The 824-nt window shown below is 63.3% G+C and carries 1 protein-coding gene; it reads left to right on the top strand.

Annotation, left to right across the window (positions count from 1 at the left end):
• Positions 1-108: 108 nt before the first annotated feature.
• On the top strand, positions 109-824 hold a 716-nt coding region (locus B3M58_RS21820), incomplete at its 3' end, for an ABC transporter permease subunit (RefSeq protein WP_296222436.1).

Here is an 824-nt window from a genome sequence, read left to right as displayed (position 1 = left end):
CACAAAAGCGCGACTTCTCCTGCGACATGTAACTGGGACATAGCCTACAAAAAACCATCGACCGGCCCACCGCCGAGCAGATGAACCTGATGAGGAGTACCGACACGCATGCTGTCCTTTATCGCCAGACGCCTGGGGCTGCTGATCCCGACTTTCTTCGGCGTCACCCTGCTGACCTTCGCCCTGATTCGCATGATCCCCGGCGATCCGGTGGAAGTCATGATGGGTGAGCGCCGGGTCGACCCGCAGATGCATGCCGAAGCCATGGAGCGCCTGGGCTTGAACAAGCCGCTCTACGCGCAGTATTTCGACTACATCGGCCAGCTCGCCCAAGGCAACCTCGGGGAATCGCTGCGCACCCGTGAAAGCGTGTGGACGGAGTTTCTCAGCCTGTTTCCGGCGACCGTCGAGCTGGCCCTGGCCGCCCTGTTGTTCGCCGGCATCCTCGGCTTGCTCGCCGGGGTGATCGCCGCGCTCAAACGTGGCTCGCTGTTCGACCACGGGGTGATGGGCATTGCCCTGGCGGGCTACTCCATGCCGATTTTCTGGTGGGGCCTGCTGCTGATCATGTTCTTCTCCGTCGGCCTCGGCTGGACCCCGGTGTCCGGACGCCTGGACCTGCTCTACGACATTCCGCCGGTGACCGGTTTCATGCTCATCGACACCCTGCTTTCGGGCGAAGAAGGCGCGTTTGTCGACGCCCTACACCACCTGATTCTGCCGGCCATCGTGCTCGGCACCATTCCCCTGGCGGTGATCGCGCGGATGACCCGCTCGGCGATGCTCGAAGTGCTGCGCGAAGACTATGTGCGCACCGCCCGCGC

Source organism: Pseudomonas sp. UBA2684 (assembly GCA_002354655.1).
Classification (GTDB): domain Bacteria; phylum Pseudomonadota; class Gammaproteobacteria; order Pseudomonadales; family Pseudomonadaceae; genus Aquipseudomonas.
This window is presented reverse-complemented; position numbering and strand designations above follow the sequence as displayed.